We start from the raw sequence: 22,256 nt of genomic DNA, 5'->3' as shown, positions 1-22,256 counted from the left end.
GGTCGCAGGCTTTTATTTTTTACAACTTCACTTCAGCACCACCCGGGACCTAACTATTGAATAAATAAACACCTCAAGCACGCACCAAATAAAACCGCACTTGCCGGTTTGGTGCACACCCAACTAATACCCTGCACCGTGCCGATTCGATGTTTAACCCACATCGTGATCACGGCCTCGTGCAGCCCGAAACTTGCCCAGTGATGGCCGCTCGATTGCCCGTCAGGACCCCGTGCGGCCTGGTGCTGGAACAAACGTACAAGAATGCGACATGGTGTGTGTAAATTGGCGCCAAACGCTCTACAGCGCAGGTTCTGGCACAGCGGTTGCTCTGTATTAGCTCAGCCACATTCCCGTACAACCTTGTACATACGATAAAAAGGAAGGCGTCATGAAACCGTACACAGCCACCTCTACTTAATTGCAGAAGACTGAATTCTGACACGTACTGGCAGACTTCAGTATGACCGCCTACTTGCGCCGCCCACAGTCGAACATTAATTAAATGTTTGAGCGGTACCGCTTTGCCCTTCTTTTTATTCGAGGGAGACTTGATGAATGACGCGGTAAAAAAGAAGCCACCCCAGGTGCCCACTTCAATAGTTCCCGCCACGCCGTGGCCCGGTATTCCATTCCGGCCCAATTCGTCGCGCCCGGGCATATTGAAGAAACAACAGGTGCTGATACTGGTGGCGGTGTCCGTGCTGTTGCACGGTGGCGCCTGGTGGTTGATGCAACAGGCCAAGGCGCCCGTGCCGGAAGTTGCCCCGCAAGTACCGGAAATGACCGTGGAGCTCACCAGCCCGACGCCCCCCACGCCCGAGCCGCCACCGCCGGAACCACCACCACCGCCGCCCCCTCCGCCGCCACCGGCGCCCGAGGAAGACCCGGACGCGGTGAAACCGCCGCCCAAGCCGGTGGAGAAGAAGGTCGAGAAGCCCAAGCCGGTGCCCAAGCCGCAGCCGCTGAAAAAGCCTGCGCCACCGACCCCGCCGGCCCCGGCGCCGACGCCTGCGCAGAGCGCGCCGCCCAGCCCCACCCCGGCACCGGCGGCGCCTGCGGCAGCGCCCGGCCCGGTGAAAGAGTCGGCGGCCATTTCCGGCCTGGCCAGCCTGGGCAACCCGCCGCCCGAATACCCGTCGCTGGCCCTGCGCCGCAACTGGGAAGGCACGGTGGTGCTGCGCATCAAGGTGCTGGCCAACGGCCGCGCCGGCAGCGTCGAGGTCACCAAATCCAGCGGCAAGCCGCAGCTCGATGAAGCGGCGGTGGAAGCGGTGCGCAACTGGAAGTTCATTCCGGCCAAGCGCGGCGACACGCCAATCGAAGGCTTCGCCACCCAGACCATCGACTTCAAGTTGCCGCAGTAAACGAACTCAACCCTATTCACGTTGTGCGAGGTAGAAATCATGAATGCTTCAATGTCCGCAATGATCGTCCCGGGCGTGCTCTGGGCCCTGGTGTTGTTCTCCGTGCTCAGCTGGGGCCTGCTGCTGATCAAGTCGGCCCAGTACCTGCGCCTGAAATCGCAGAACAAGCAGTTCACCCGCGCCTTCTGGGCCGCCCCCGACCTGCTCACCGCCGCCGAGCACTCCACCCAGTACCCCGGCGCCCTGGCGCGCATCGCCAACAGCGGCTTCGAAGCCATGGCCAGCGATGACAACCCGCGCAACGCCCAGCAACTGGCGCACACCATCAACCGCCAGGACCGCCTGGAGCGCAACCTGCGCCAGCAGATCCAGAAGGAACGCCGCACCCTGGAAGCCGGCCAGGCGATTCTGGCCAGTATCGGCAGCACCGCGCCCTTCATCGGCCTGTTCGGCACCGTGTGGGGCATCATGGAAGCGCTGCAGAGCATCGGTGCCAGCGGTTCCGCCAGCCTGGAAACCGTTGCCGGGCCCATCGGCCACGCGCTGATCGCCACCGGCGTAGGCATCGCCGTCGCCGTGCCGGCGGTGCTGATCTACAACTTTTTCCTGCGCCGCCTGAAGCTGGCCATGGCCGACATGGACGACTTCGCCCATGACTTCGACAGCCTGGCCCAGCGCAGCGCCTTCGCCGTGAGCCGCGAGCCCATCGCCCACAAGCACGCCGCCCGCGTGCAGGAGGCGAGCTGACATGGCCTTCTCTACCCAAGACAGCGACGAAGTGCTCAGCGAAATGAACGTCACGCCGCTGGTGGACGTGATGCTGGTGCTGCTGGTGGTGTTCATCGTCACCGCGCCGCTGATGACCAACGCCATCAAGGTCAACCTGCCGAAGACCGACGCCGTGGCCCCCGCCGAGAAAAAGGACCCGGTGGTGGTCAGCGTCGACCAGGACGGCAAGTTCTTCCTGGCCAAGAGCGAAATCGCCCCCGAGCTGCTGGAAAAAAGCCTCTCGGACGTGAAGGCCAAGGACCCGGAAGTCCGGGTGCAGTTGCAGGCCGACACCAGCGTCAACTACGGGCAAGTGGCCAAGGCCATGGCCTCCATCGAGCGCTCGGGCATCACCAAAATCTCGGTGATGACCTCGCGGTGACACGCCGGCCGGGCGGGGGATGAGACAGCCCGGCCAGGCGTTGCGGTAAACGGTCGTTCCACACCTGTGCGGTGCCCCTTTGGGCGCTGCAGGGGAGCGGCTGGCTTGAAGCAGAGGAGTTTCGTCCGGGGCCGGCATAACCCATCCGGAACAAGAGGGCTCACAAGGCCATTTCACTAAACGTCTGAAAAAGTCGGAAATTACCATGTTGATGAGTTTGCAACGTTTTACCCTCAAACCACTGGCGGCCACCCTGCAACGACGCAGCATGGTGCCGCTGTGCGTGATGGCCATGGGCATGAGCACCGTGCAGGCAGCCGAAACCACCGATGACGCCGGTACCGCCGCCGTGGTCGCGCCGGCCACCACCCAGTTGCAGAAGGTCGAAGTGACCGGCTCGGCCATCCGCCGGGTCGACGCCGAGACGGCCGTGCCGGTGACCATCCTGCGCGCCGCCGACCTCGAGAAGCAGGGCGTGACCACCACCGCCGAGCTGATGCAGCGGGTGACGGGCAACAACTCCATCGGCAACTCCGCCGGCTCCGTGGGCGCCGCCACCGGCGGTGCCAGCTTCGCCGACATGCGTGGCATCGGCGCCAACAAGACCCTGGTGCTGCTCAACGGCCGCCGGCTGGCCAACAACGCCATGTCCGGCACCAACAGCCAAGGCGGCGCGGTGGACCTGAACATGATTCCGTTCGCCGCCATCGACCGCGTGGAAGTGCTGCGCGACGGCGCCTCGGCGCTGTACGGCACCGACGCCATTGGCGGGGTGATCAACTTCATCACCAAGAAATCGCTCACCGACGGCACCCTCACCCTGGGCGGCGAAGACCCCACCAACAGCGGTGGCGGCGGCAGCAAGGACATGAGCGGCAGCTGGGGCTACGGCGACCTGGACAAGGACCGCTTCAACGTCATGGGCGTGTTCAACTACCGCACCCAGCAGAACCTGGAAGCCAAGGACCGCAGCTTCGACCAGGACTACGTGCCCGGCCGCGGCCTGGACAACACCTCGGGCACCGCCTTCCCGGCCAACTACAGCCAGAACGGCAACGCCGCCAACCCGCTGGGCAGCGCCTGCAGCGGCGCCAACCTGATCGCCAGCAACGGCGTATGCCGCTACAGCACGCGCAACTCCATCGACCTGCTGCCGCAGACCGAATCCACCTCGTTCTTCGGCAAGGCCACCGGCAAGCTGGCCGACGACCACAACGTCAACCTCGAATACTTCTGGAGCCGCAACGACAACAGCACCACCGTGGCTCCGGCGCCGCTCACCGGCTTGAGCCTTGCGCCCAGCTCGCCCTACTACCCCGGCAACGGCATCACCCCGCTGCCCACCGGCTTCGCCCTCGACCCCACGCAACCGGTGGGCGTGAACTGGCGTGAAACCGCCGCCGGCGACCGCGAATCGAAAGACCAGAACACCAGCCAGCGCCTGCTGCTGAGTTTCGACGGCAGCGTCGGCGGCTGGGACTACAACGTCGGCGCCGGCTACAACCAGAACCGGGTGGTCAACAGCGTCACCGGCGGCTACGTCAGCGACTCGGCGCTGACCGCCGGCCTCGACAGCGGCCTGCTCAACCCGTTTGGCGCCCAGAGCGCGGCCGGCCAGCAGTACATCGACGACAACGCCTACCACGGCGCCTACGCCGTCTCCACCGGCCGCGTGGCCTCGCTGGACGGCAAGGTCACCCGCGAGATCGGCGACTGGTTCGGCGCCGGCCCCGTGGGCCTGGCCCTGGGCGGCGAGTACCGCAAGGAGAAATACCACGAGTCGGTGGCCGACTGGGCCGGTGACCTGTCCAGCCTGGGCGTGGACCCCAACAGCTCGGTGTCGGGCGAGCGCAGCATCAGCGCCGAATACGCCGAGATCAACGTGCCGGTGATCGACAGCCTGGAACTGGGTGCCGCGATCCGCCACGACAAGTACAGCGACTTCGGCAGCACCACCAACCCCAAGTACACCTTCCGCTTCCAGCCGTTCAAGGAACTGGTGATGCGCGGCGCCTACAGCGAAGGCTTCCGTGCCCCATCGCTGTATGAGCTGAACAACCCCACCTACACCACCTTCACCCAAGGCAACTACAACGACCCGACCCTGTGCGCCGGCGGCGTGGTGCGCCCGGGCGGCAACGGTGGCCGCGACTGCAACCAGCAATTCCTCAACAGCACCGGCGGCAACCAGGACCTCAAGCCCGAGACCGCGCGCAACGTCACCCTGGGCTTCGTCTACCAGCCAGTGCGCAACCTGTCCATGGGCCTGGACTTCTGGTGGATCAAGATCGCCGGGCAAATCGAGGAGTTCCCCGAGTCGGAAGTGTTCGCCCACCCCGACGAGTACGCCGACCGCATCGTGCGCGCCGCCGACGGCTCCATCGACCACATCATCACCGGCCTTGCCAACCTGGGCAACGTGAAGACCAGCGGCATCGACGTCAACCTCAACTACCGCTTCCCGCAAACCACCATCGGCCAGTTCGGCCTGGACCTGACCGGCACCTACGTCACCCGCTACGACTACCAGCAGACCATCGGCGGGTCCTACACCGACCGCGTCGGCGACTTCCAGGGCGACCAGGTGGCGCAACGCTGGAAACACAACATCACCGGCAGCTGGAACTTCGGCGCCTACCGCGCGTCGGTCACCAACCGCTTCACCACCGGCTACAACGACTACGACCCCACCACCAACAGCCGCGTCAGCTCGTACTCGCTGTGGGACCTGTCGGCCGGCTACACCTTCAGCAAGGTGCTGGACGTGGACCTGGGCGTGAAGAACGTGTTCGACCGCGACCCGCCGTTCTCCAACCAGGCCTACACCTTCCAGAGCGGCTATGACCCGCGCTACACCGATCCGTTGGGGCGCACCCTGTTCGCGCGCATGACCTACCACTTCTGATCGGGATCGACGGGGGCTGAGCTCCGGCCCCCGGCACGATCCGCCTGCGATATCGCACCCCCGGCGTCCCTCTGCGCCGGGGGCTTTTTCCAGGCCTGTGTTAACGCGGTTCGAGGAATTCCAAGCATGTCACAGCCCCTCAAGTTTCTGCTGGCCAGCCTGTTCTGCCTGGCCAGCCTGCCGGCGCACGCGGCGCCCGTCAGCGCCATGACCGTGTACGGCGACGCGCCCAGGTACCCGGCCAACTTCCAGCACTTCGACTACGTGAACGCCGACGCGCCCAAGGGCGGGTCCCTGAGCCGCTCGTCCATGGAGATCGGCCAGTTCAACTACATCCTGCCCTACGTGGACCAGGGCACCGGCGTGGTCCAGGTCGACACCTGGCTGTACTCGCCGCTGGCCTACCGTTCGCTGGACGAGCCCTACACCGTCTACGGCCTGGTGGCCGAGAAAATGGAGCACGACCCCGACGGCCTGTGGATGCGCTTCTACCTCAACCCCAAGGCCACTTTCGCCGACGGCACGGCCATCACCGCCCAAGACGTGGCCTTCACCTTCAACCTGCTGATGACCAAGGCCAGCCTGAGCTTCCGGCTGCTGTACGGCGACGTGCAGGACGTGGTGGTGGAAGGCCCGCGCCAGGTGCGCTTCAACTTCAAGAACAACCTCAACCGCACCCTGCCCCTGGACCTGGCGTCCATGCGCGTGCTGCCCGAGCACTACTGGAAGGACCACGACTTCGCCAGCGGCGGCGGCTTCACCCCGCCCCTGGGCAGCGGCCCCTACCGGGTGACCAAGGTCGACCCGGGCCGCAGCATCACCTTCGAACGCAACAAGGACTGGTGGGCCCGCGACCTGCCGGTGAGCCGCGGCCTGTACAACTTCGACAGCCTGACGGTGAATTTCTACGCCGACACCGAGATCGCCCGGCAACTGCTGCAGGCCCAGGCCTACGACTACAACCGCGAGTTCTCCTCGGGCGGCTACGTGGTGGGCTACCAGAGCCCGGTGCTCGACGACGGCCGCCTGCAACGGCAGATCCTCGCCCCCGCGCAGCCCAAAGGGGCCCAGGGCTTCGTCTTCAACCTGGAGCGGCCGGTGTTCAAGGACCGCCGGGTGCGCCAGGCGCTGACCCTGCTGTGGGATTTCGACTGGGCCAACCGGCAGATCATGCGCAGCTTCTACACCCGCCAGGACAGCTACTTCCCGAACAGCGACCTGGCCGCCACCCAGCTGCCCGACGCCCAGGAGCTGGCGATTCTGGAACCGCTGCGCGGCAAGGTGCCGGACGAGGTGTTTACCCAGGTCTACCACTCGCCGCGCACCGACGGCAGCGGCAACATTCGCCCGCAGCAGTTGCAGGCGCTGAAGCTGCTGGCCGAGGCCGGCTGGCACCCCGTACATAACCGCCTGGTCAACGCCCAGGGCGAGCAATTGAAGTTCACCTTCCTCGATGGCCAGGGCGGCTTCGACCGCCTGCTGCTGCCAATGAAGCGCAGCCTGGCGCAGATCGGCATCGACCTGGAACTGCGGCGCATCGACCCTGGCCAGTACAACAACCTGATGAACGCCCGCGACTACGACTTCACCGTGGTGCAGTTCCCGCGCAGCGGCGACCCGATCATTTCCCCCGGGCGCGAGCTGTACAGCCTGTACGGCAGCGCCAGCGCCACCCAGCCGGGCAGCTCGAACTTCATGGTGCTGCGCGACCCGGCGGTGGACAGCCTGATCGACGGCCTGGTCAAGGCCACCACCCGCGACGACATGGTGCACTACGCCCGCGCCTTGGACCGAGTGCTGCAGTGGGGTTACTACTCGATCCAGAACTACTACAGCGAAGGCACGCCCACGGTGTTCCTCAACCGCTTCGGCAGGCCCAAGGTCGCGCCCACCTACGACGTCGGCCTGGACACCTGGTGGCAGGTCAGCCCCACGCCCCTCACCACCCTGCAAATGAGCGCACTGGCGCGCAATTCCGAGGAGCACTGAGATGCTGCGCTATATCTGTCGGCGGCTGCTGCTGATCATTCCCACCCTGCTGTGCATCCTGGTGGTCAATTTCGTCATCGTCCAGGCCGCGCCCGGCGGCCCGGTGGAACAGGCCATCGCCCGCCTGCAGGGCGCCGGCGGCCACGGCGTGGGCGGCGGTGGCGGGGAAAGCGCCGGGGGTGGCGGCAGCCGCTCCAGCCGCGGCCTGGACCCGGCGCTGATCGAGGAGATCAAGCACCACTACGGCTTCGACCAGCCCATGCACGCGCGCCTGTGGTTGATGCTGAAGAACTACGCCCACCTGGACTTCGGCACGAGCTTCTTCCGTGGCGCGCCGGTGACCGAGCTGATCGCCCAGAAGCTGCCCACCACCCTGTCCCTGGGGCTGTGGGCGACGCTGATCACCTACCTGATCTCCATTCCCCTGGGCATCCGCAAGGCGGTGCACCACGGCACGCGCTTCGACGTGTGGACCAGCACCGCGATCATCATCGGCTACGCCATGCCGGCGTTTCTGTTCGCCATCCTGCTGATCGTGGTCTTTGCCGGCGGCAGCTACGTCAACTGGTTCCCGGTGCAGGGCCTGGTGTCGAGCAACTTCGACCAGCTGTCCACCCTGGGCAAGGTCGGCGACTACCTGTGGCACCTGGTGCTGCCGGTCAGCGCCCTGGTGATCGGCGGCTTCGCCACGCTCACCATTCTCACCAAGAACAGTTTCCTCAACGAGATCAGCCGCCAGTACGTAACCACGGCGCGGGCCAAGGGCCTTACCGAGCAGCGCATGCTCTACGGCCACGTGTTCCGCAACGCCATGCTGCTGGTGCTGGCGGGCATTCCCCAGGCGCTGATCGACGTGTTCTTCGCCGGCTCGCTGCTGATCGAGACCATCTTCAACCTCGACGGCATCGGCCGCATGAGCTACGACGCCGCCGTGTCGCGCGACTACCCGGTGGTGTTCGGCACGCTGTTCCTGTTCACCCTGTTCGGCCTGTTGATCAAGCTGCTGGGCGACCTGTGCTACACCCTGGTCGACCCGCGCATCGACTTCTCCGCGAGGACTGCCTGATGTTCCGGATATCCCCTTTGGGCCGGCGCCGCCTGGCCGCGTTCAAGGCCAACCGCCGTGGCTGGTGGTCGCTGTGGCTGTTCATCGCGCTGCTGCTGACGTGCCTGTGCAGCGAGTTGCTGGCCAACGACAAGCCGCTGCTGATCCACTACCAAGGCAAGATGTACTACCCCATCCTGCATGAATACCAGGAGACCGATTTCGGCGGCCAACTGCCGTTCGAGCCCGACTACAGCAGCCAGTACGTGCGCGACCTGATCAGCGCCAAGGGCGGCTGGATGCTGTTCCCGCCGATTCCGTTCAGCGACCAGTCGGTGAACTACGACCTCAGCCAGCCCTCGCCCAGCCCGCCCACGCGCGACAACTGGCTGGGCACCGACCAGCAGGCCCGCGACGTGCTGGCGCGGGCGCTGTATGGGGCGCGGGTGTCGATTCTGTTTGCGTTGATACTGACCGTGGTCAGCACCCTGATCGGCGTCTGCGCCGGCGCCGTGCAGGGTTTCTATGGCGGCTGGGTGGACCTGATCGGCCAGCGCCTGCAGGAGATCTGGTCGGGGCTGCCGGTGTTGTACCTGCTGATCATCCTCTCCGGCTTCGTCGCCCCCGGCTTCTGGTGGCTGCTGGGGATCATGGCGCTGTTCTCGTGGTTGGCGCTGGTGGACGTGGTGCGCGCCGAATTCCTGCGCGGCCGCAGCCTGGAGTACGTGAAAGCCGCCCGCGCCCTGGGCGTGACCGACGGCGCACTGATGCGCCGGCACATCCTGCCCAACGCCATGACCAGCACCCTCACCTACCTGCCCTTCATCGTCACCGGCGCCATCTCCACCCTCACCGCCCTGGACTTCCTGGGCTTCGGCATGCCCGCCGGCAGCGCCTCGCTGGGCGAGCTGGTGGGCGAGGCCAAGCAGAACCTCGAGGCGCCCTGGCTGGGCATCACCGCCTTCTGCGCCCTGGCGCTGATTCTTTCGCTGCTGGTGTTCATCGGCGAGGCCTGCCGTGACGCGTTCGACCCAAGGACCTGAGCATGACCGACAACCTGATTGAAATCCGCCACCTGAGCGTGGCTTTCGGCGAGCGCGAAGTGGTGCACGGCATCGACCTGGACATCCGCCGCGGCGAGTGCCTGGCGCTGGTGGGCGAGTCCGGCTCGGGCAAGTCGGTGACGGCGCACTCGATCCTGCGCCTGCTGCCGGGCAAGAGCGTCAACACCGGCGGCAGCATCCGCTTCAACGGCGAGGAACTGGTGGGCGCCAGCGACAAGCAGCTGCGCAACCTGCGCGGCAACCGCATCGCCATGATCTTCCAGGAACCCATGACCTCGCTGAACCCGCTGCACACCGTGGAGAAGCAGATCGGCGAGGTACTGGCGGTGCACAAGGGCCTGGCCGGCCGCGCAGCGCGGGCGCGAGTGCTGGAGCTGCTGGCACTGGTGGGCATCACCGAACCTGCCAAGCGCCTCAAGGCCTACCCGCACCAGCTGTCCGGCGGCCAGCGCCAGCGCATCATGATCGCCATGGCCCTGGCCAACGAGCCGGACCTGCTGATTGCCGACGAGCCGACCACGGCGCTGGACGTGACCGTGCAGCAGAAGATCATGGAGCTATTGCGCTCGCTGCAGGCGCGCCTGGGCATGTCGCTGCTGTTGATCAGCCACGACCTCAACCTGGTGCGGCGCGTGGCCCAGCGGGTGTGCGTGATGCGCGGTGGCGAGATCGTCGAAGAGGCTGACTGCGAGACGCTGTTCGAGCGCCCTGCCCATCCCTACAGCCGCCAGTTGATCGACGCCGAGCCCGACGGCCGGCCGGTGCCGGTGATGTTCGACCAGTACCTGCTGGAAGTGGACGATGTGCGGGTGTGGTTCCCGCTGCCCAAGCCGCTGTTCAGCCGCCAGCGCGACTACATCAAGGCGGTGGACGGGGTGAGTTTCAAGCTGCTCAAGGGCAAGACCCTGGGCATCGTCGGCGAGTCGGGCTCGGGCAAGTCCACCCTGGGCCAGGCGATATTGCGGCTGGTGGAATGCCAGGGCAGCATCCGCCTGGGCAACAAGGAACTGACCCTGCACAGCCAGCGCCTGATGCGGCCGTTGCGGCGGCAGATGCAGATCGTCTTCCAGGACCCGTTCGCCAGCCTCAGCCCGCGCATGTCAGTGCAGCAGATCATCGCCGAGGGCCTGGAGACCCATGGCATCGGCACCCCGGCCGAGCAGGAGGCGGCGGTGATCCGCGTGCTGGAGGAAGTGGGCCTGGACCCGGCCACCCGCCACCGCTACCCGCACGAATTCTCCGGCGGCCAGCGCCAGCGCATCGCCATCGCCCGCGCCCTGGTGCTGGAACCGGCGCTGATCCTGCTGGACGAACCCACCTCGGCGCTCGACCGCACCGTGCAGAAGCAGATCATCGAGCTGCTGCGCAGCCTGCAGCTGCGCCATGGCCTGACCTACCTGTTCATCAGCCACGACCTGGCGGTGGTGCAGGCCCTGGCCCACGACCTGATGGTGATCCGCCACGGCCGCGTGGTAGAGCAAGGCCCGGCCCGGCGCGTATTCGCCGACCCACGGCACGCCTATACCCAGGAACTGCTGAAGGCCTCCAGCCTTCACAAACGCACACCGCAAATCGCGTAGTAGCAGACAACCCGCGTGTGCCCCTGACGCAGCCTGGCGGCAGCTGCTACGCCGAATGCCTTTAAAACCGCGTCAGGCCTTTACGTAGACCCAGGCGGTAAGGCCCGAGGCCAGGGGCACGGCGACGCGCTTGTAGTCGGACACCTCGTAGGCGTCGGCAGCCGCCAGTTCGGCATCGCTGATCTGGAAGACCATGCCCGCCACGCTGTCGTCCGGCGCGCTGCTGGGGCTGACGATGGGGTGGTGGGTCTGGCCGCTGGTGGCCAGCACGGCCGGGTCGGTGATTTCCACCCAGTCCTGGCGGTAGCCTTGCATGCGGTCGGCCTGGCCGCTCAACTCGCGGCCGAAGTTGGCCAGTTGCACGGCCTTGTCCTGCAGGGTGCCGTAGGAGAACAACAAAACGGGGTGATCAGCAGAAGGGGTCACGAGGCTCGTATCCTTTGACGAGGGGAAGGGGCGTCATTTTAACCCACCGACAGCAGGTCAAAAAATGAAAAAGGCCGCCCCTTTTCGGGGGCGGCCTTCGGTTTTTGCAGGCTTGTGACTTACAGCTTGTCGCCCTGCAGCACCAGCGGCGGGTTAGGCAGCCCCTGGTCCTTGCGCAGCTTGGCCACCTGCTTGGCGTCGACGGTCGCCGCCGCCGGGTTGCCGAACTGGGTGAAGACGTAGTTGGTGACCTGGGCCACCTGCTCGTCCGTCAGGTCTTCGGCGAAGGATGGCATCAGGATTTCGCCCTTCTCCATCTTGCGGTTCACCGAACCCAGGATCACCGACACCACGTTCTTGGCGTCCGCCGCACCGGTGGTGGTGTGGTTGAACAGCGCCGGGTAGGCGCCGAAGCCGCTGCCCGCGCCCTGGCCCTTGGCGCCGTGGCAGGTGGCGCAGTTGCCCATGAACAACGCACGGGCCGGGTCCTGGGCGAGGATCGCCGGGCTCTGACCGCGCAGGTCGACGTAGCCCTCGCTCGGCTTGCCGAAGCTCGACCGCGAACCTGGCTGCTTGTCATCGGCAATGGCCGGCACCGACTGCAGGTAGGTGGCGATGGCCGTCAGGTCAGTGTCGGGCAGGTACTGCAGGCTGTGCTCGATGGCCTCGGCCATGGGCCCGGACGCCGTGGCACGACCGTCGACGTGGCCGGTCTTGAGGTAGGTGACCAGCTCGGCCTGGGTCCAGTTGCCGATGCCGGCGACCTTGTCCGGGGTGATGTTGTAGGCCACGAAGCTGCCCAGGTCGCCACCGGCGAACGGCTTCTTGGTGTCCATGCCCATGGTCAGGTTGCGCGGCGTATGGCAGGTGCCGCAGTGCGCCAGGGCTTCCACCAGGTAACGGCCCTGGTTCCACTGGGCAGTCTGGCTCGGGTCAGGCTTGAGCTCGCCGGCCTTGAAGTTGAAGAACTTCCAGAACGTCATGCCCCAGCGCTGGTTGAACGGGAACGGCAGGTCGGTCTTGGGCGAGGCCTCGGCCACCGGCGGCAGCGACATCAGGTAGGCCTTGATGGCCAGCACGTCGTCGCGCGACATCTTGGTGAACGAGTCGTAGGGCATGGCCGGGTACAGCTGTTCGCCGTCCTTGCCCACGCCGTCACGCACCGCGGCGACGAACTGGTCATCAGTCCAGTTGCCGATGCCGTGCTCCTTGTCCGAGGAGATGTTGGTGCCGTAGATCACGCCGAACGGCGTACCCACCGGGTAGCCGCCGCCGAACGCCTTGCCCTTGGGCGCGGTGTGGCAGGCGGTGCAGTCGGCGGCGTGGGCCAGGTATTCGCCACGGCTGATCAGCGCCGCGTCGGGGGATTGTTCGGCGGCCTGGGCACCCAGGCTGGCCACCAGCGGCAGGACCGCCATGAGGAATTTTTTCATCGATAGCTCCCGGTTCATGCCAAGCTCTTGAGCACGGTGTCGGCCATGCGCAGCGCCAGCGCGGTGCCGGTCAGGGTCGAGTTGACGATGGCGGCGGTCGGCATCACACCGGTACCGGCCATGAACAGGTTCTCGTGCTCGTGGCTGCGCAGGTCGCGGTCCACCACCGACGTAGCCGGGTCTGCGCCCATGCTCAGGGTGCCGGTGATGTGCTGGTTGTTGTCGTACACGCCACGCTTGCTGAACACCACTTCGGTACCGCCCATGGCACTGGCGATTTCCTTGTAGACGTCGATGGAGTGGTCGTAGCCCTTGTGCACGTATTCCGGGAACTTGTAGTGCACCTCGATGCGCGGCAGGCCCCAGGCGTCCTTCTCGGTCTTGCTGAGCATGACGCGGTTGTCGCGGTCGGGCAGGATTTCCATCATGCCTTTCAGCAGCACGTAGTGGTCGGCCTGGTACTTGAGCTTCTCGTTCAGCGCCTTGCCGTAGTAGCCCTGTTTGATCAGGCGCTCGGTGAGCATGCGCGTCGGGTTGGTGTTGGCAAGGTCGATGCGCAGGCCCGAACGGTCGGCGCGGAAGGCGCCGTCGCGGATGTTGTTGATGCTGCTCGGGCGCATCGGGCCACGGCCGAAGTAGATCGGCTCGTCGGCCAGGAACTCCACGGAGGAGCCAGGATGGTCCATCAGGTGGCGGCCGACCATGTCGTTGCTGTTGGCCACGCCGTTGGGCAGGCGGTCGCTGGTGGACATCAGCAGCAGCTTGCTGCTTTCGATGGCGTTGGCGGTCAGCACGAAGCGCTTGCCGGTGACGCGGTGGCTGGCCTTGTTGGCGTCCAGGTAGTGAACGGCGACGATGCGGCCCTTGTCATCGGCCTCGATGCGGTAGACCACCGCGTTGGCGACCAGGCGCACGCCGGCGTCCAGGGCTTTGCGCGCGGCGATGCCGCCGTGGTACTGGGCGTCGATCGGGCACACCGGCATGCAGTTGTTGTTGCCACAGCAGGCCGGGCGGCCGTCGAACGGCACGCTGTTGCGCGCCTGCGGGCCGATGCCCACTTCGTAGCCCAGGCCCTTGAGGCGCTGCTTCATGCGCTCGAAGCCGTACGGCAGCGGAATGCCCGGCAGCGGGTACGGTTGCGAACGTGGCGAGCCCAGGTCGCTGTCACCGGACACACCCATCTGGAACTCGGCGTCGCAGTAATAGGGTTCCAGCTCTGCATAGCTCAGCGGCCAGTCCACGCCCACGCCGTACAGCGATTGCAGCTTCATGTCGTTAGGCAGGATGCGGAACGCCTGCCCCGCCCAGTGCCAGGTGGTGCCACCCACGCCGCGCAGGTACGAGGCCAGGTACGGGTCCGGGCCTTTCTGGATCAGGTAGCCGTTGTCCACCGGCTGGAACTTGGGCTGCGGCGCCCAGGGTTTCGGTGGGTAGGGTTCGGTGAAATCGCCCTTGAGCGGGCTGTTGCGGAACAGCTCCACGGCCTCGTCACGCTTGATCTCGGGACCCGACTCCAGCATCAGCACCGAAGCACCGGCCTTGGCCATTTTCAGCGCCGACAGGGAACCGGCGATGCCGGCACCAATGACGACTACATCTGCACTGAGGGAATCAGACATGGGCCACGCTCTCGGACTGGGGGGGTTGAATCCAGAAATTCGGTTCGCCGGCGCAGTAGCTCGGCGGGGTGAAGGAGGTGCTCAGCAGCTGGTAGCTGACGATGGTTTCGAAGCCGACGCACACGGGGTTCATCTTGCTGCCCACCACGCCCAGGTACCAACCGCCCAGCAGGGCCTGGTACAGCGCGGCCACACCGGCGGGCTGCGCGGCGATCTGCGCCTGGAAGGCATCCGGGGCCAGGCCCTGGTGCGCGTCCAGCAGGCCGTTGAGGCTGGCCATGTTGGCGGCCAGCTGCGGGTCGGCGTGCTTGAGCCAGTCATGCAGGCGCTGGCCCAGTTGCAGGTCGGGCTTGTCGATGCCGGTCAGGCGCATGGACAAGGCCAGGAAGTCTGCGGGCAAGGTCAGGTTGTTGACCAGCGGGGCGCTGGCGAACGCGTTGGAAACCAGCAAGGTCTTGCCCAGGGCACCCGCAGCCAGGAGGCTGGTGGCGCCGAAGACCAGATGGCGTCGGCTTAGATTTATCATGGTTGATCGTCCGATGTGATCACATCCCCGATAGCCAGGCTCCGGGGCTTTTAATGGTGTGCACAGTGGGGCGCCGCGACGGGCATGAGCCTGTCGCGGGACCGGTTGCAACGGTTACAGCAAGGAGTGTTACTTGAGGGCTTGCGCCGCGGTCTCGCTGGCCTGGTTGTCCAGGGCCTGCACCGGGGTGCTGACGCCGACGGCGCCGACCACTTCACCGTTGAGGGTCAGCGGGTAGCCGCCACCCAGGGCCACGGCGTGAGGGATTTCGAGCACGGTGGACTCGCCTTTCTGCAGGCGTTCCATGAATTTCACCGACGGCGCGCGGTACAGCGCCGAGGTGCGGGCCTTGCCGATGGAGGCATCGACGCAGCCCAGCGGCGCGCCGTCCAGGCGTTCAAAGGCCAGCAGGGTGCCGGAGACGTCCACCACCGCTACGCAACCAAAGCTTTTCTGCGCGGCGAGGCTGGCCTTGACGCTGCTGATGACCTGCAGGGCCTGGGCGTTATCCAGTTGCTGGTGGGTCGCGGCGAAGGCGCTGGAGGATGCCAAAGCCAGAATGCTGGCACCGAAGAAAAAAGACAGGGTTTTCATGAAGTTGCCATTCCTATGAGCAGTAACCAATTTTAACCAACTGGTTAGTCCACTAACCATCCGCATTTGCGCAAATGATCGTTACAAAAAAGCGAACAATTGCCGCATTGACATTTCACGCAAGGCCCTGGCATGGCGTGCACGACCGCGTTGATGCGCCCAAAATCCCGTAGCCGCTGCCGCAGGCTGCGCTGGCCCTGGTGGTCACTGAAGATCTCCAGCGAGGCACAGTGCCAGCGCAGCCTGCGGCAGCGGCTACGGTGGGATATGGGACGCAATTTGCGTAAACTAGGTGCCCCGATTTCACAGGCACCCTCGATGAGCAACGAACTACTGGTCGAAGACCTGCAACCTGGCACCGGCAAGGCCGTGGTCAAGGGTGCGCTGATCACCACCCATTACCGCGGCACGCTGGCGGACGGCACCGAGTTCGACTCGTCGTGGTCGCGCGGCAAGCCCTTCCAGTGCGTGATCGGCACCGGCCGCGTGATCAAGGGCTGGGACCAGGGCCTGATGGGCATGCAGGTAGGCGGCAAGCGCAAGCTGTTCGTGCCCGCGCACCTGGCCTACGGCGAGCGCAGCATGGGCGCGCATATCAAGCCGGGCAGCGACCTGTATTTCGAGATCGAGCTGCTGGAAGTGCTGACTCGCGACGATTGAGCCTGCAACCGCTAAAACGCCTTGACCTGCCAGCGGCGATGGTTATAAAGGTCAGGTCATTTTCGACATGAAGCCCTCTGAACAATAAGGCACCTATGGATACCGGAACACGACTGAAGTTGGTGCGCGAACGGTTTCAACTGTCCCAACGCGAACTGGCGCGCCGCAGCGGCGTGACCAACTCGACCATTTCCAACATCGAGCAGAACCGCGTCAGCCCCTCGGTCAGCTCGCTGAAGAAACTGCTGCAAAGCATTCCCATGAGCCTGGCCGACTTCTTCACCTTCGACGAGCCGCCCAAGCAGGAGCGCTATGTGTTCCGCTCCGACGAACAGCCGGACCTGGGCCGCGAAGGCCTGCGCCTGCTGCTGGTGGGCGCCACCCTGCCCGGCCGTGACATGCGCATGCTGCGCGAGCTGTACGCCCCCGGCGCGCACTCGGGCGACGAGTTCATCGTGCACAACGAAGGCGAGGAATGTGGCGTGGTCACCCGCGGCACCATCGAGCTGACCATCGACGGCCAGACCAGCATCCTCAATGCCGGCGACGGCTACTACATCCCCACCACCCTGCCCCACCGGTTCCGCAACATCGGCCAGGACGAGGCGGAAGTAATAAGCGCCAACACCCCGGCCAACTTCTAAACGCGCAAGACTCGGAGTGTTTTGCCGGCCCCCGCAGGGCTAAGCTGGGGCCACGTTCAACTGCCAGGCCACGCCCATGAGACCCACCACCCACGATGCCCACGCCGCCCTGGTCACCCGTGCCTGCGCGGTGCTGGACGCCGCCGCCAGCCCGCCGTCGCTGGCGCAGCTGGCGGCCGAGGTGGGGCTGAGCCCCTACCACCTCCATCGGCTGTTCAAGCGTTTCACCGGCCTGACGCCCAAGGCCTACGCCGACGCACGCCGCGCCCAGCGCGTGCGCGAGCAGCTCAAGCCCGGCGGCACGGTGACCGAGGCGGTGTACGAGGCCGGCTTCAATTCCAACAGCCGCTTCTACGAGTCCAGCAACCAGCGCCTGGGCATGAAACCGGTGCAGTTCCGCAACGGCGGCGCCCGCGCCACCCTGCGCTTCGCCCTGGGCCGCTGTTCGCTGGGCGATATTCTGGTGGCAGCCAGCGAGCGCGGCGTCTGCGCGATCCTGCTGGGCGACGACCCCGAGCAACTGCTGCAAGAGCTGCAGGACAGCTTTCGCAACGCCGAGCTGATTGGCGCCGATGCCGAGTTCGAGCACTGGGTGGCCCAGGTGGTGGGCTTCGTCGAGGCGCCCGGCATTGGCCTGGACCTGCCGCTGGACGTGCGTGGCACGGCGTTCCAGGAGCGGGTGTGGCAAGCGCTGCGGGCGATACCGGTGGGCAGCACCGCCAGCTACGCCGAGGTGGCACGGTTGATCGGCGCGCCCACGGCCACCCGCGCGGTGGCCCAGGCCTGCGGCGCCAACCGCCTGGCCGTGGCCATTCCCTGCCACCGGGTGGTGCGCAGCGACGGCGCACTGTCGGGCTACCGCTGGGGCGTGGAGCGCAAGCGCCAGCTGCTGGCGCGCGAGGCGCGCTGATCAGCCCTGTTCGGCCTGCAGCACGCGGCGCACCATCGCGGTCAGCGCGTCGGGGCCATAGGGCTTGCGCAGCAAGTGCTGGTGCGGCGCCAGTTCATAGTTGCGCGAGATGATGTCGCGGGTGTGCCCCGAGGCGAACAGCACCGGCAACGGCGGCGTGCGTGCCTGGGCCCAGGTGGCCAGGTCGGCGCTCTTGACCTGGCCGGGCATGACCACGTCGGTGAAGATCAGGTCCACCCGCAGGCCGTCGAGCAGGAAGCGCATGGCCACGTCGCCGTTTTCCGCGGTGATCACCCGGTAGCCTGACTGCTCCAGCAGCTCGGCGGCGGTGGCGCGCACCTGCTCGTCGTCCTCGACCACGAGGATGGTCTCCTCGCCATCGATCATGACCGCCGCCCCCGGCACTTCCTCGACGCTCTCGGCCGCGTGGCTGCGCGGGAAATACATCTGCACCGTGGTGCCCTGGCCTTCAACGCTGCAGATTTCCACGTGCCCGGCGCTCTGGCGGACAAAGCCGAACACCATGCTCAGGCCCAGGCCGGTGCCGTGGCCATCGGGCTTAGTGGTGAAGAACGGCTCGAAGGCCTGGGCCAGGGTGGCCGGCGCCATGCCCACGCCGTCATCACTGACCGACAGCCGCACGTAGTCGCCGGGGCTCAGTTCCTTGCCGGTGCAGAACTCGTGGCCCAGCACCACGTTGTCGGCGCTGATCACCAGCTCGCCCTCGCCACCCATGGCGTCGCGGGCGTTGAGGGCCAGGTTGAGCACGGCGTTTTCCAGCTGGTTGCGGTCAACGTGGATGCTCCACGGTTGTTCGGGCGCATGCATGCGCACCTGGACGGTTTCCCCCATGGCGCGCAGCAGCAGTTCGCCCAGGCCGTCGTACAGCCGGCGCAGGTTATAGACCCCGGGGGACAGCGGCTGGCGACGGGCGAAGGCCAGCAGCTGCGCCGACAGCTTGGCACCGCGCTCCACGGCGGCCAGGGCGGCGGCCACCCGGCGCTGGATCGGCGCGTTGTCCTGCTGCTGGCGACCCAACAGGTGCAGGTTGCCGGCGATCACCTGCAGCACGTTGTTGAAGTCATGGGCCACCCCACCGGTGAGGCCGCCCAAGGCTTCGAGCTTTTGTGACTGGCGCAGCTTTTCCTCGGCCTCGGAGCGGGCGCGCACCTCCTGCTCCACCCGCTGTTCGAGGTTGCGCGTGAGCTGCAGCAGGGAGTCTTCGGCGATCTTGCGCTCGTGAATGTCGATCAGCACCCCCGGGAACCGCGACGGCGCCCCCTGGGCGTCGTAGTCACAGCGGCCGCTGGCCTGCACCCAGCGGTAACTACCATCGGCACGCCGCAAGCGGTATTCGGCGTTGTAGCCCGAGTGCTGCTGGATGGCGGCGTCGATGGCCGCCTGCACGCGCTGGCGATCGTCGTCGTGGATGGCCGCCAGTGCCTGCTCGGCGGGCAAGTGCTCCAGCGGCGTGCCCGGTGGGTAGAGGAAGGTACGCGCAAAACGCTCGTCACCCGAGAGCTGCCCACCCTTGATGTCCCACACGAACGAACCCAGCACCGCGCCGGTGTTGAGGGCCATCTGCAGGCGTTCGCTGGTGGCCCGGTGCGCGCGTTCGGCGGCTTCACGGGCGCGCTCGGAGAGCACGTGGGCGGTGGTTTCCACGACGATGGCCATGACCCCGGCGGGGCTGCCGTCGTCGCCCGGCACCGGGCTGTAGTAGAGGTCCATCCATACATCTTCGGGCACGCCGTTGCGCAGCAGCACCAACTCTTTGCTGTGGTAGCTCAGGGTGCCGCCGGCCAGGCAGGTGTCGACCACGTTGCGGTTGAAATCGGCGACCTCCGGCCAGCCCATTTCCACGGGCGAGCCCAGCAGGTACGGGTGGCGGCCACCGGCGAACAGCGAATAGGCGTCGTTGTAGATCATGTAGCCGGGGCGGCCCCAGAGCATCACCAGCGGCACTGGCGAAGCCAGCAGAAACTGCGTGGCCATGCGCAGGGCGGGCGACCAGAGGTCGAATGGGCCGAGTTCGGTCAGCGACCAGTCAAAGCCGCGAATACGCGTGGCCATTTCACCACGCCAGCCTTCACAGCCGTGGTCTTTGGAAAGGAATTGCATCGCGGGGCTCGGACTCCGTGGGCGGGGTTGCGCCCTTCGAGTCTAACGCTGGGGAGAGGGAAAGCACATAGGCGGCGCGACGCTCCCGTAGCCGCTGCCGAAGGCTGCGCTGGCCCGCGTGCACCCTGGAGATCTTCAGTGCATGGGAGGGCCAGCGCAGCCTGGCGGCAGCGGCTACGGGTTGCGTGGCGTGGCTGGCATCAGTGGCCGGTGACGTCGCCGTTGCGGCTGGTCTCGAACAGGAACCAGGTGCGCTGTTCGGTTTCGTCGATCCAGTTCTCGATCAGGCTGGCGGTGGCGATGTCGTTGTACTTGTCGCACAGTTCGTGGACTTCGCGCATGTAGGCGGCCAGGCCCTTGTTGTCACCCTGCAGCTCGGCCAGCATGTCCAGCGGCTGGACGAATTCGGCGTCGTTGTCGAGCACCGACTTCAGGCGCGCGATGTGGCCGATGGAGCGCAGCGAGTTGCCACCGATTTTACGGGTGCGCTCGGCGATGGCGTCGACCATGGCGAAGATCTCGGTGGCGTGGTCGTCCAACAGCAGGTGGTAGTCGCGGAAGTGCGGGCCGCTGACGTGCCAGTGGAAGTTCTTGGTCTTCAGGTACAGCGCGAACACGTCGGCCAGCAGGCGGTTCAACGCGCCGCTGAGGTCACGGGTGGCGTCGCTGCCCAGGTCGGTGGGAGTGGCCAGCGCGCGGGCGCGGGTCTTCAGGGCGGCAGGCTTGTCGAGTGCGGCCTTGGCAGCGGCAGGCGCTTTGGCCGAGGCAGGCTTGGCGGCGGGCTTTTTCGCCACTGCAGGTTTCTTCGCGGCGGCGGGCTTCTTGGTCGGGGTAGCCATTGCGGTAGTTCTCCTTCGGTCTTGGAGCGGAAGATTCATGCAGCGGCCGAATGTCTCGACGACGCGCTGATCCCCCAGCCTAACAGGTCGCTTTCCAGCAACTCAATCTGATCATTACCTTGGGCTTTGGTTTCGTCATTTCAAGAGGTGTTCGCGGCAGATCGCCTCGACCTGCCAATCTTCATTCATCGGTGAAACGTTTCATGGCACTTAAGCGGGACTATGCTGTTCCAAGCTTTTTTCCCCCACCAAGGTGAGTGTCATGATCAAGACATACAGCTACGCCGCCCAGAGCGCCAGCGACGCCCTCAAGCCCTACCGGTTCGAACGCCGCTCCCCCGGCGCCGACGATGTGCAGATCGACATTCTCTACTGTGGCGTGTGCCACTCCGACCTGCACACCGTGCGCAACGAATGGCACAACACCCTGTACCCGTCGGTGCCGGGCCACGAGATCGTCGGCAAGGTCACGGCGGTGGGCGCCAACGTGAAAAACTTCAAGGTCGGCGACCTGGCCGGCGTCGGCTGCATGGTCGACAGCTGCCAGCACTGCGCGTCCTGCGCCGAAGGCGAGGAGCAGTACTGCGAGAACGGCTTCACCGGCACCTACAACGGCCCGGTGTTCGGCGGCGAGAACACCTTCGGCGGCTACTCCGACACCATCGTGGTGAAGGAGAAATTCGTGCTGCGCATCCCCCACAAGGACAACCTGGCGGCCGTGGCGCCGCTGCTGTGCGCGGGCATCACCACCTACTCGCCGCTGAGCCACTGGAAGGTCGGCCCGGGCAAGAAGGTGGGCGTGGTGGGCCTGGGCGGCCTGGGCCACATGGCGGTGAAAATCGCCCACGCCATGGGCGCCCACGTGGTGCTGTTCACCACCTCGCCCAGCAAGCGCGAGGACGGCCTGCGCCTGGGCGCGGACGAGGTCATCGTGTCGAAGAATGAAACCGAGATGGCCACCCAGGCCAACCAGCTGGACTTCATCCTCAACACCGTGGCCGCGCCGCACAACCTCGACCCGTTCCTGGCGTTGCTCAAGCGCGACGGCACCATGACCCTGGTGGGCGCGCCGGACTCGCCGCACCCCTCGCCTACCGTGTTCAACCTGATCTTCAAGCGCCGCAGCCTGGCCGGCTCGTTGATTGGCGGCATTCAGGAAACCCAGGAGATGCTCGACTTCTGCGCCAAGCACAACATCGTCTCGGACATCGAGATGATCGCCATGAAGGACATCAACCAGGCGTACGAGCGCATGCTCAAGGGCGACGTGAAATACCGCTTCGTGATCGACATGGCCACCCTCAAACAGGAAAACGCCGCGTAACCCCGTAGCAGCGGCCGTCTTCTGTGGGAGCGGGCTCTGCCCGCGAAAAGGGCACCGCGC

Annotated in this window: 19 protein-coding genes; 12 read left to right on the top strand and 7 right to left on the bottom strand. The window is 65.9% G+C overall.

The window, feature by feature from the left end; genetic code table 11:
- Positions 1-554: 554 nt before the first annotated feature.
- The 8 genes from AC0J42_RS10815 to AC0J42_RS10780 all read left to right on the top strand — a co-directional run bounded on the left by AC0J42_RS10815 (position 555) and on the right by AC0J42_RS10780 (position 11,100).
- Positions 555-1,367 (top strand): energy transducer TonB, encoded by an 813-nt coding sequence (locus AC0J42_RS10815; protein ID WP_473006126.1) that lies wholly within the window; start codon positions 555-557, stop codon positions 1,365-1,367.
- A gap of 60 nt (positions 1,368-1,427) precedes the next feature.
- Entirely contained in the window at positions 1,428-2,114 is a 687-nt protein-coding gene (locus AC0J42_RS10810; RefSeq protein WP_473006841.1) for a MotA/TolQ/ExbB proton channel family protein, read from the top strand.
- 1 nt (position 2,115) lies between these two features.
- Positions 2,116-2,517 carry an ExbD/TolR family protein gene (locus AC0J42_RS10805; protein WP_416423555.1) on the top strand — a complete coding sequence of 134 codons (402 nt, stop codon included), beginning with the start codon at positions 2,116-2,118 and terminating at the stop codon, positions 2,515-2,517.
- Between the two features lie 205 nt (positions 2,518-2,722).
- On the top strand, positions 2,723-5,422 hold the full coding sequence (locus AC0J42_RS10800) for a TonB-dependent receptor (protein ID WP_473006125.1): 2,700 nt from the start codon (positions 2,723-2,725) through the stop codon (positions 5,420-5,422).
- A gap of 126 nt (positions 5,423-5,548) precedes the next feature.
- The gene (locus AC0J42_RS10795) at positions 5,549-7,411 is read left to right on the top strand and encodes an extracellular solute-binding protein (protein WP_473006124.1); all 1,863 of its coding nucleotides are present in this window, start codon (positions 5,549-5,551) and stop codon (positions 7,409-7,411) included.
- A gap of 1 nt (position 7,412) precedes the next feature.
- Positions 7,413-8,477, top strand: a complete 1,065-nt coding sequence (locus tag AC0J42_RS10790; RefSeq protein WP_416423552.1) for a microcin C ABC transporter permease YejB — start codon at positions 7,413-7,415, stop codon at positions 8,475-8,477.
- Positions 8,477-9,499: an ABC transporter permease gene (locus AC0J42_RS10785; protein WP_473006122.1), complete on the top strand. Its 1,023-nt coding sequence runs from the start codon at positions 8,477-8,479 to the stop codon at positions 9,497-9,499. Before AC0J42_RS10790 ends, AC0J42_RS10785 begins: the two co-directional genes overlap by 1 nt.
- A 2-nt stretch (positions 9,500-9,501) precedes the next feature.
- On the top strand, positions 9,502-11,100 hold the full coding sequence (locus AC0J42_RS10780; protein WP_473006121.1) for an ABC transporter ATP-binding protein: 1,599 nt from the start codon (positions 9,502-9,504) through the stop codon (positions 11,098-11,100).
- Between the two features lie 72 nt (positions 11,101-11,172).
- Here AC0J42_RS10780 and AC0J42_RS10775 read toward each other — a convergent pair whose 3' ends face one another.
- The 5 genes from AC0J42_RS10775 to AC0J42_RS10755 form a co-directional block, all read right to left on the bottom strand.
- A complete protein-coding gene (locus AC0J42_RS10775) occupies positions 11,173-11,526 on the bottom strand; it encodes a gamma-glutamylcyclotransferase family protein (RefSeq protein ID WP_473006120.1) in 354 nt (117 codons plus the stop codon).
- A gap of 119 nt (positions 11,527-11,645) precedes the next feature.
- Positions 11,646-12,959 carry a c-type cytochrome gene (locus AC0J42_RS10770; protein WP_416423549.1) on the bottom strand — a complete coding sequence of 438 codons (1,314 nt, stop codon included), beginning with the start codon at positions 12,957-12,959 and terminating at the stop codon, positions 11,646-11,648.
- 14 nt (positions 12,960-12,973) lie between these two features.
- On the bottom strand, positions 12,974-14,578 hold the full coding sequence (locus AC0J42_RS10765) for a GMC family oxidoreductase (RefSeq protein WP_416423548.1): 1,605 nt from the start codon (positions 14,576-14,578) through the stop codon (positions 12,974-12,976).
- The gene (locus AC0J42_RS10760; protein ID WP_416423547.1) at positions 14,571-15,104 is read right to left on the bottom strand and encodes a sugar dehydrogenase complex small subunit; all 534 of its coding nucleotides are present in this window, start codon (positions 15,102-15,104) and stop codon (positions 14,571-14,573) included. Before AC0J42_RS10760 ends, AC0J42_RS10765 begins: the two co-directional genes overlap by 8 nt.
- A 129-nt stretch (positions 15,105-15,233) precedes the next feature.
- Positions 15,234-15,698: a GlcG/HbpS family heme-binding protein gene (locus AC0J42_RS10755; RefSeq protein WP_416423546.1), complete on the bottom strand. Its 465-nt coding sequence runs from the start codon at positions 15,696-15,698 to the stop codon at positions 15,234-15,236.
- 318 nt (positions 15,699-16,016) lie between these two features.
- On the opposite strand from AC0J42_RS10755, the gene AC0J42_RS10750 reads away from it, so the two are divergent.
- The 3 genes from AC0J42_RS10750 to ada all read left to right on the top strand — a co-directional run bounded on the left by AC0J42_RS10750 (position 16,017) and on the right by ada (position 17,912).
- A complete protein-coding gene (locus tag AC0J42_RS10750; RefSeq protein ID WP_416423545.1) occupies positions 16,017-16,358 on the top strand; it encodes an FKBP-type peptidyl-prolyl cis-trans isomerase in 342 nt (113 codons plus the stop codon).
- Positions 16,359-16,453: 95 nt separating this feature from the next.
- A complete protein-coding gene (locus tag AC0J42_RS10745) occupies positions 16,454-17,002 on the top strand; it encodes a cupin domain-containing protein (RefSeq protein ID WP_277961032.1) in 549 nt (182 codons plus the stop codon).
- Positions 17,003-17,078: 76 nt separating this feature from the next.
- The gene (ada, locus tag AC0J42_RS10740; protein ID WP_473006117.1) at positions 17,079-17,912 is read left to right on the top strand and encodes a bifunctional DNA-binding transcriptional regulator/O6-methylguanine-DNA methyltransferase Ada; all 834 of its coding nucleotides are present in this window, start codon (positions 17,079-17,081) and stop codon (positions 17,910-17,912) included.
- On the opposite strand, the gene AC0J42_RS10735 is transcribed toward ada, so the two are convergent.
- On the bottom strand, positions 17,913-20,033 hold the full coding sequence (locus AC0J42_RS10735) for a hybrid sensor histidine kinase/response regulator (protein WP_473006115.1): 2,121 nt from the start codon (positions 20,031-20,033) through the stop codon (positions 17,913-17,915).
- 200 nt (positions 20,034-20,233) lie between these two features.
- Positions 20,234-20,872 carry a Dps family protein gene (locus AC0J42_RS10730; RefSeq protein ID WP_416423541.1) on the bottom strand — a complete coding sequence of 213 codons (639 nt, stop codon included), beginning with the start codon at positions 20,870-20,872 and terminating at the stop codon, positions 20,234-20,236.
- Between the two features lie 262 nt (positions 20,873-21,134).
- Here AC0J42_RS10730 and AC0J42_RS10725 point away from each other — a divergent pair, with 262 nt between their 5' ends.
- Positions 21,135-22,196, top strand: coding sequence for an NAD(P)-dependent alcohol dehydrogenase (locus AC0J42_RS10725; RefSeq protein ID WP_473006114.1), 1,062 nt, complete (start codon positions 21,135-21,137; stop codon positions 22,194-22,196).
- Positions 22,197-22,256: the final 60 nt, after the last annotated feature.

This window comes from Pseudomonas sp. Tav-5-1A (assembly GCF_055755055.1).
Note: the sequence above shows the minus strand (reverse complement) of the source record. Positions and strands in the feature narration are given on the sequence as shown.

What these genes read in the sequence shown, in the direction of transcription:
- AC0J42_RS10815 (WP_473006126.1), top strand. Translation starts at nt 555, where the DNA reads ATGAATGACGCGGTAAAAAAGAAGCCACCCCAGGTGCCCACTTCAATA.
- AC0J42_RS10810 (WP_473006841.1), top strand. Translation starts at nt 1,428, where the DNA reads ATGATCGTCCCGGGCGTGCTCTGGGCCCTGGTGTTGTTCTCCGTGCTC.
- AC0J42_RS10805 (WP_416423555.1), top strand. Translation starts at nt 2,116, where the DNA reads ATGGCCTTCTCTACCCAAGACAGCGACGAAGTGCTCAGCGAAATGAAC.
- AC0J42_RS10800 (WP_473006125.1), top strand. Translation starts at nt 2,723, where the DNA reads ATGTTGATGAGTTTGCAACGTTTTACCCTCAAACCACTGGCGGCCACC.
- AC0J42_RS10795 (WP_473006124.1), top strand. Translation starts at nt 5,549, where the DNA reads ATGTCACAGCCCCTCAAGTTTCTGCTGGCCAGCCTGTTCTGCCTGGCC.
- AC0J42_RS10790 (WP_416423552.1), top strand. Translation starts at nt 7,413, where the DNA reads ATGCTGCGCTATATCTGTCGGCGGCTGCTGCTGATCATTCCCACCCTG.
- AC0J42_RS10785 (WP_473006122.1), top strand. Translation starts at nt 8,477, where the DNA reads ATGTTCCGGATATCCCCTTTGGGCCGGCGCCGCCTGGCCGCGTTCAAG.
- AC0J42_RS10780 (WP_473006121.1), top strand. Translation starts at nt 9,502, where the DNA reads ATGACCGACAACCTGATTGAAATCCGCCACCTGAGCGTGGCTTTCGGC.
- AC0J42_RS10770 (WP_416423549.1), bottom strand. Translation starts at nt 12,959, where the DNA reads ATGAAAAAATTCCTCATGGCGGTCCTGCCGCTGGTGGCCAGCCTGGGT.
- AC0J42_RS10765 (WP_416423548.1), bottom strand. Translation starts at nt 14,578, where the DNA reads ATGTCTGATTCCCTCAGTGCAGATGTAGTCGTCATTGGTGCCGGCATC.
- AC0J42_RS10760 (WP_416423547.1), bottom strand. Translation starts at nt 15,104, where the DNA reads ATGATAAATCTAAGCCGACGCCATCTGGTCTTCGGCGCCACCAGCCTC.
- AC0J42_RS10755 (WP_416423546.1), bottom strand. Translation starts at nt 15,698, where the DNA reads ATGAAAACCCTGTCTTTTTTCTTCGGTGCCAGCATTCTGGCTTTGGCA.
- AC0J42_RS10750 (WP_416423545.1), top strand. Translation starts at nt 16,017, where the DNA reads ATGAGCAACGAACTACTGGTCGAAGACCTGCAACCTGGCACCGGCAAG.
- AC0J42_RS10745 (WP_277961032.1), top strand. Translation starts at nt 16,454, where the DNA reads ATGGATACCGGAACACGACTGAAGTTGGTGCGCGAACGGTTTCAACTG.
- ada (WP_473006117.1), top strand. Translation starts at nt 17,079, where the DNA reads ATGAGACCCACCACCCACGATGCCCACGCCGCCCTGGTCACCCGTGCC.
- AC0J42_RS10735 (WP_473006115.1), bottom strand. Translation starts at nt 20,033, where the DNA reads ATGCAATTCCTTTCCAAAGACCACGGCTGTGAAGGCTGGCGTGGTGAA.
- AC0J42_RS10730 (WP_416423541.1), bottom strand. Translation starts at nt 20,872, where the DNA reads ATGGCTACCCCGACCAAGAAGCCCGCCGCCGCGAAGAAACCTGCAGTG.
- AC0J42_RS10725 (WP_473006114.1), top strand. Translation starts at nt 21,135, where the DNA reads ATGATCAAGACATACAGCTACGCCGCCCAGAGCGCCAGCGACGCCCTC.